Source organism: Stenotrophomonas sp. YJH_SMC_20 (assembly GCF_059367845.1).
Map to the genome: position 1 here is coordinate 83,340 of NZ_JCAFRG010000016.1, position 7,103 is coordinate 90,442.

The 7,103-nt window shown below is 68.7% G+C and carries 7 protein-coding genes; 5 read left to right on the top strand and 2 right to left on the bottom strand.

What is annotated here, in order from left to right:
• Positions 1-33: 33 nt before the first annotated feature.
• Entirely contained in the window at positions 34-1,668 is a 1,635-nt protein-coding gene (locus AC5P6A_RS20570) for an NAD+ synthase (RefSeq protein ID WP_346715282.1), read from the top strand.
• Between the two features lie 113 nt (positions 1,669-1,781).
• Here AC5P6A_RS20570 and AC5P6A_RS20575 read toward each other — a convergent pair whose 3' ends face one another.
• Both AC5P6A_RS20575 and AC5P6A_RS20580 read right to left on the bottom strand, forming a co-directional pair.
• Positions 1,782-2,984, bottom strand: coding sequence for a lipase family protein (locus tag AC5P6A_RS20575; protein ID WP_206621696.1), 1,203 nt, complete (start codon positions 2,982-2,984; stop codon positions 1,782-1,784).
• A gap of 190 nt (positions 2,985-3,174) precedes the next feature.
• Complete coding sequence (locus AC5P6A_RS20580) at positions 3,175-4,062, bottom strand: outer membrane protein assembly factor BamD (protein WP_031270743.1); 888 nt, start codon at positions 4,060-4,062, stop codon at positions 3,175-3,177.
• Between the two features lie 113 nt (positions 4,063-4,175).
• Here AC5P6A_RS20580 and rluD point away from each other — a divergent pair, with 113 nt between their 5' ends.
• Genes rluD through AC5P6A_RS20600 form a run of 4 tightly spaced genes read left to right on the top strand, consistent with a single transcriptional unit; the run spans position 4,176 to position 6,874 of the window.
• Positions 4,176-5,165 (top strand): 23S rRNA pseudouridine(1911/1915/1917) synthase RluD, encoded by a 990-nt coding sequence (rluD, locus tag AC5P6A_RS20585; RefSeq protein WP_111098290.1) that lies wholly within the window; start codon positions 4,176-4,178, stop codon positions 5,163-5,165.
• Positions 5,165-5,935: a peptidoglycan editing factor PgeF gene (gene pgeF, locus AC5P6A_RS20590; RefSeq protein WP_111098291.1), complete on the top strand. Its 771-nt coding sequence runs from the start codon at positions 5,165-5,167 to the stop codon at positions 5,933-5,935. Before rluD ends, pgeF begins: the two co-directional genes overlap by 1 nt.
• 20 nt (positions 5,936-5,955) lie before the next feature.
• The gene (locus AC5P6A_RS20595; protein WP_346715281.1) at positions 5,956-6,462 is read left to right on the top strand and encodes a DUF4166 domain-containing protein; all 507 of its coding nucleotides are present in this window, start codon (positions 5,956-5,958) and stop codon (positions 6,460-6,462) included.
• Entirely contained in the window at positions 6,437-6,874 is a 438-nt protein-coding gene (locus AC5P6A_RS20600) for a thiol-disulfide oxidoreductase DCC family protein (RefSeq protein ID WP_346715280.1), read from the top strand. The genes AC5P6A_RS20595 and AC5P6A_RS20600 overlap by 26 nt, the downstream gene beginning before the upstream one ends.
• Positions 6,875-7,103: the final 229 nt, after the last annotated feature.

Sequence of the window (7,103 nt, forward strand, 5' to 3'; positions counted from 1 at the left end):
AATGGGCGCATTGCAACCACAGGCTGGATTCCCATGGCTTCGATCCGCATCGCGATGGCGCAGTTCGATTTCCCGGTCGGCGATGTCGCCGGCAACACCGAGCGCATCATCGAGATGATCGGACAGGCGCGCGACGAGTATGGCGCCGAGCTGGTGATGTTCCCCGAGCTGGCAGTGAGCGGTTATCCGCCGGAGGACCTGCTGCTGCGTCCCGGCTTCCTGTACGAATGCGAGCAGGCGATGGGCCGTATCGCTGCTGCCTGCCGTGGCATCACCGCCGTGGTCGGCTGGCCGCAGGCGGCTGGTGCGGTGGTCTACAACGCCGCCAGCGTGCTGCGCGATGGCCTGCTGGAGCAGACCTACCGCAAGCGCGAGCTGCCCAACTACGCGGTGTTCGACGAGCGTCGCTACTTCGATGTCGATCCGGACGGCGGCAGCTGTGTGTTCGAGGTCAATGGCATTCCGGTGGGTTTGCTGATCTGCGAGGACCTTTGGTTCGCCGAGCCGCTGGCCGACACCGTGCGCGCGGGGGCGCAACTGGTGGTAGTGCCCAATGCCTCGCCGTACGAGCGGGGCAAGCACGCCCAGCGCGACGCGGTGCTGGCCGCACGCACCCGCGAGAGCGGGGCGGCCATCGCCTATCTCAACGTGGTCGGTGGCCAGGATGCGCTGGTGTTCGACGGCGCGTCGGTGGTGGCCGATGGTGACGGCACGGTACACCCGGCTGCCGCTGCCTTCGTCGACCAGTGGCTGGTGGTGGAGTACGACGGTGAGACCCGCCGCTTCATGCCGCACGTGTGGATGGACGATGGCGACGAGAGCATGGACGCGCTGGCCTGGCGTGCCGTGACCCGTGGCATCCAGGACTACTGCCGCAAGAACGGCTTCAAGAAGGTGTGGCTGGGGCTGTCCGGTGGCATTGATTCGGCGCTGGTACTGGCGCTGGCGGTCGACGCGCTCGGCGCTGGGAACGTTACCGCCGTGCGCCTGCCGTCGCGCTATACCGCCGGCATGTCCAACGACCTGGCCGCCGAGCAGTGCCAGGCACTGGGCGTGAAGCTGGAAGCGGTCTCGATCGAGCCGGCGTTCAAGGGCCTGATGGAATCGCTGGCGCCGATGTTCGAAGGCACCGCGCCGGACGTGACCGAAGAGAACCTGCAGTCGCGCAGCCGCGGGGTGATCCTGATGGCACTGGCCAACAAGTTCGGCGGCCTGTTGCTGACCACCGGCAACAAGAGCGAGTACGCCGTCGGCTACGCCACCATCTACGGCGACATGTGCGGTGGCTATGCGCCGTTGAAGGACCTGTACAAGACCGAGGTGTTCGGCCTGTCCAAATGGCGCAATACCGTGGGCGGCGCGCCGGTGATTCCGCCGGCGGTGATCAGCCGCCCGCCATCGGCCGAGCTGCGCGAGAACCAGCTGGACCAGGATTCGCTGCCGGCCTATGACGTGCTGGACGGCATCCTGTACCGCCACATCGACCAGGAACAGTCGCGCACGGAGATCGTGGCCGCCGGCTACGACGCGGCCGTGGTTGACCGCGTGCTGCGCCTGGTACGCATCAGCGAGTGGAAGCGGCACCAGGCCGCGCCGGGGCCGAAGGTGTCGCGCCGGGCGTTCGGTCGCGAGCGTCGCTACCCGATCAGCAACGGCTACAAGGGCTGAGGCAACGGTGGGTGGGCAGTGCCGGCCGCTGGCCGGCAACCCGTCGGCCCTCTCCGGTGGGTGCGGACCTTGGTCCGCACGGTGGTCGAAGATCATCCACGCGTGGCATGGATCTACGGGACTTCGTCGAGCAGCTGTTCGATGCCGGCAGTTTCCGCAGCGTCGCTGAAGTGGCCATCCTCAAACCGCGCACGTACGAACGCCAGGCCATCCGCCGCCGCCGCGTCCAGCGTGCCGCGGTGATCGACCGGATAGCGCCGGAACGCGACCGGCTCGCCTCGCAGGGCCAGGCCTGCGGCATACAGCAGAGTGGTCAGATAGGGCACATCGCGGTCCTCGCTGCCGTGGCCCAGCATCAGCGGTTGGCTGAAGCCGCGGCGCGGTACGCCAAGGTAGTCGTACAGCACGGCCCAGATGCCCGGCACGTGGGTCAGCGGTGCAGTGAACATGCTGCCGGTGTCCGCGCCGTCCAGGGTGACGGCCAGTTCGCCCAGGCACTGCTCGCGTGCCACCGCCACCCGCGCGCGGCCTTCATCGCTGAGGACGCGGTCGATCTGCGGCGCAGCCTGCAGCAGGCCATCGAGCAGATACGCGTGATACGCGTTGAGCGCGCCGGGATTGGCGGTGCGGTTGTCGGGCTTCATCACCAGCGCGGTCAGTTCGACTGCGGTGGGCGTTCCGGTGGTGAAGCTGCCGCGGTACTGCAACGACGGCCCACCATAGGAGGGGGCGATGTGGCCCGCCGTGAGCGCGGCGGCACCGCCCTGCGAATGGCCGACCGAGACCCAGCGCGGCGACAGCGTCCCGTTGCCGAGGTACTGGCGGCTGGCCTTGATCATGTCGATGGCGTTGCGCGCGGCAGTGCGCACATGCAGATAGGCATGGCTGCCCGGACTGCCCAACCCCTGGTAATCCGCCGCGACCACGGCATAGCCCTGCGCCAGGAACTGATCGAGGAAGCGCCCGTCGCGCGCGGGCTGGTACGGGCCGGAGACCGAAGGCGCACAGCGATCGGCGATGCCCTGGGTGCCATGCGCCCAGGACACGACCGGCCAGCCGCCCGCCGGCGCCGTGCCGGCGGGCAGGTACAGCAGGCCGGTGCCTTCGGCCAGCTGGCCGCGATGATCCGGGGTACGGTAGTACAGCTTGTAGGCGTGCGCGGCCTTGGAGGGCACCCACGACGCGCGATAGGGGGCTGCAGACAGCAGATCGCCCGGTGCTGCCGGTGCGGCAGCCAGGGAGGCCGAGGACAGCGCCAGCAGGGCAGTGGCGAGGAGGCAGGCGCGGGGACGGAAATGGCGTGGCGGTGGGGTCATGAGGCGCTCCTTCACGGCCGGGATGGCCGTTGCGCCGCAGTGTGGAGGGGCTCGCCCGCGCCGATTGGGACCGGCGTCGCATCCGCCGGGGATTCGTAGAATTCCTAGTGTCGTGGTCCATGGGCGCACGAACCATCCACGCATGGCGTGGATAACCGACAAAGAAAAGGCCCCTTGCGGGGCCTTTTTCTTATTTCTTTTCCAGTCGCGCGTTGCGCTGGCCGGTGCTGGCGGACTTCTCGCCAGCGAACGGGTTCAGCTTGCGGATCATCCACGGGTACTTCGGCCACTTGCCTTCCAGCCACGGGTGGTCCGGCTGGTTCAACTGCAGGACGCGGCGCGCATCATCGGCTAGGGTCTTGTTGCCCAGGTGGGTGTAGGAATCGGCCAGGACAGCAACGGCGTCGTACTGGAACGCGCTCTGCGGATAGGTTTCCAGCAGGTAGTTGGCGCGGCCGGCGGCCGAGACCCAAGCGCCGCGGCGCATGTAGTACAGGGCGTTGTCCAGTTCGTGCTGGGCGAACACGTCACGCAGTTCCAGCATGCGCTGGCGCGCATCGGCGGCGTAGCGGCTGTTCGGATAGCGGTCCACCACGATGTTGAAGTCCGAATACGCCTGGTGCGGCGTGGACAGGTCGCGGCGGCTGGCATCCAACGCCCATACGCGACGCAGGAAAACCGTACTGCGGTTGGAGTTCGCCAGGCCGCGCAGGTAGTACAGGTACGCGATGTTGCGGTGGGTCGGGTAGGTACGGATGAAGCGGTCGATGCTGGACACCGCGTCATCGTGCTTGCCGGCCTTGTACTGGGCGTAGGCGGTCTCGATCATCGCCTGCTCGGTGTACGGACCGTACGGATACTGGGCCACCAGGCGGCGGAAGCTGGCCTCGGCGCCGCTCCAGTTGCCGCCCTGCATCAGCTTGTGGCTTTTCTCGTACAGCTGTTCGACCGGCACGCCTTCATCGGGGCGATCACCCTTCTTGGCGCCGCGATGGCAGCCGGTGGCGGCGATGACCAGCACCAGCAGCAGGGCGGTGAGGCGGACGGGCGCGGAGAGCATGGCGGAGCGTCGGATCATGGGGTCGAGGCGGGACGCGGCTGGAATACGAAGGGTCGATGATAGCCTAGTGTCCTGTCCAGCGACTGAAACCGGCCGCCGGGACCCCAAAATTTCAAAGAATGCCCCCTGCCATGTCTGAACAACCCTCTGAATCGGCCCGCCAGGCCATCGTCCCCGACACCGCTGCCGGGCGCCGTTTCGACGCCGTCGTGGCCGAACTGTTCCCCGAATACTCGCGTTCGCGCCTGACCGAATGGATCAAGGCCGGGGAGGTGCTGCTGGACGGTGCCCAGGTGCGCCCGCGCGATCCGCTGCGCGGCGGCGAGGTGGTGACCCTCAACGTGGTACTGGAAACCCAGACCGACGCCCAGCCGGAGGACATCCCGCTGGACGTGCTGTTCGAGGACGAGCACCTGCTGGTGATCAACAAGCCGGTCGGCCTGGTGGTACACCCGGGCGCGGGCAACCACAGCGGCACCCTGGTCAACGCCCTGCTGTTCCGCGACCCGTCGGTGGCGGTGCTGCCGCGCGCCGGCATCGTGCACCGCCTGGACAAGGACACCAGCGGCGTGATGGTGGTGGCCAGGACCCTGGAAGCGCAGACCGCACTGGTCGAGCAGCTGGCGGCACGTGACGTGCACCGCCAGTACCTGGCCATCGTGATGGGCGCGCTGGTGGCCGGTGGTACTGCCGATGCCCCGATCGACCGCCACCCGCGCGATCGCCTGAAGATGGCGGTGCGTGAGGACGGCAAGGAAGCGGTGACCCACTACCGCCTGCGCGAGCGCTTCCGGGCACACACCGCGCTGGAGTGCCGCCTGGAAACCGGTCGTACCCACCAGATCCGCGTGCACATGGCGCACGTGCGCCATCCGATCATCGGCGACCCGCTGTATGGCGGCGCGCTGAAGCTGCCCAAGGGCGCCAGCGACGAGCTGGTGGCCGCGCTGCGCGGCTTCAAGCGCCAGGCCCTGCACGCCGAGACGCTGGAGTTCACGCACCCGATCACCGGTGAGCCGGTGCGCAACACTGCGCCGGTGCCGGAGGACATGCTGCACCTGATGAAGGTGCTGCGCGAAGACAGCGAAGCCTTCGCCGCACGCGAGCGGGACCGCTGGTGATGGCCGCCGCGCTGCCCTTGCTGCAGGCGGACTGGCCGGCGCCTCCGGGCGTCCATGCGCTGACCACGCGCCGGCACGGTGCGGGCATCTCGCCGGCGCCGTTCGCGCAGTTCAACCTGGGCAACCGGCACGCGGCCGATGGTGATACCCCCGCCAACGTCGAGCACAACCGCCAGCTGCTGCAGCAGGGGTTGGCGCTGCCGTCGGCCCCGCACTGGCTGCGCCAGGTGCACAGCAGCACCGTGCTGCGATTCAACGCGCCGCCGGTGCCGGGTGCCGCCGAGCCGGTGGCCGACGCCGCGGTGACCTCGGTGCCCGGCGTGGTGCTGGCGATCCTGACCGCCGACTGCCTGCCGGTGGTGTTCGCCGCCGCTGATGGCAGTGAGGTGGGCGCGGCGCATGCCGGCTGGCGTGGCCTGGCCGACGGCATGCTGGAGGCCACCGTGGCGGCCATGCAGACGCCGCCGGCGCAGTTGCGCGCCTGGCTGGGACCGGCAGCCGGGCCGGCCGATTACGAGATCGGTGAAGAGGTCTACCACGCCTTCGTCGGCCATGATCCGGCGGCCGAAGCAGCGTTCGTCGCGACCCGTCCCGGTCACTGGAAGGTGGACCTGTTCGCGCTGGCGCGGCAGCGTCTGCAGTCTGTGGGGATGGACCCGGCACAGGTGTATGGCGGCACGGTGTCGACGATGGCCGACCCGGACCTGTATTCGCATCGGCGCGATCGTCGCACCGGGCGCATGGCGACCCTGGCCTGGATCGCGCCCTGACTCCGCCGCTGTTCGCGCGTGTGCTGGGGCCGGCCTTCGCCACCCTGGCAGGACCGGTGCAGGCGCTGCATGCCGCGCCGTTGCCGTGCCGCTACGTGGGGCAGGCCTGCATCGTGAGGGGGCGGCACTGGCTGGTGCCGCTGCTGGCTGCGTTGGCGCGGTTGCCGCAGGACGGTGACGCGCTTCCCACCGAGGTGGCGTTCAACCGCTACCGGCAGGGCGAGCAGTGGGCGCGGCGGTTCGGCCGCTGGCCAATGGTGTCGCGGCTGTGGGCGCACGACGGGCATCTGCGCGAGCAGTTGGGCGCGGTGCGCTTCGAATTTGATCTGCAGGCCCGCGAGGGTGGCATCGACTGGTCGGTGCGCCGGGTCTGGGCGTTCGGGCTGCTGCCGCTGCCAAGGCGCTGGTTTGATGGCGCGCGTTGCCGCGAAGCCTGGCAGGGCGAGCGTTACACTTTCCTGGTCGATGTGACGCTGCCCTGGGCCGGAGCCCTGATCCGCTATGAAGGCTGGCTCGAACCGCGGTGAGGCCGCCGCCGAGGCTGGGACCGCGGTGATCGTATTCGATGGCGTATGCGCGCTGTGCAACCGCTGGGTGCGCTTCCTGCTGCGCTTCGACCGCAGGGGGCGCTATCGCTTTGCAGCGATGCAGGGGCAGAAGGGCAGCGCGATGCTGCGCGCGCACGGGCTGGACCCGCAGGACCCGATGTCGTTCCTGCTGCTGGACGCACAGGGTGCCTGGACCGATACCGATGCGATGCTGCGCGTCCTTGAGGGGCTGGGCGGCGCCTGGCGCCTGGCCGGCGTGCTGCGGCTCGTGCCGCGCGGCTGGCGTGATGCGGCGTATCGCGCGCTGGCACGCAACCGCTACCGCTGGTTCGGTCGGCATGAGGCCTGTTACCTGCCCGCACCGGAGCAGGCCGCGCGGTTCCTGGATTGATCGCCTGTCTTTTGTAGAGTCGAGCCATGCTCGACTTGCTTTTTTCTCCTGCCAATAGCAGCCGAGCATGGCTCGGCTCTACAAAACGCAGCCGAGCATGGCTTGTATGTTCCTCCCGGCTCCTACGCGGTATGTAGGAGCCAGGGTGGAGGGACCGTCAACATGATATCTGCGGATAGCAGCCGACAGACGAGCCGAGCGATCCCCATCCCGCACCTTAACGTCGATA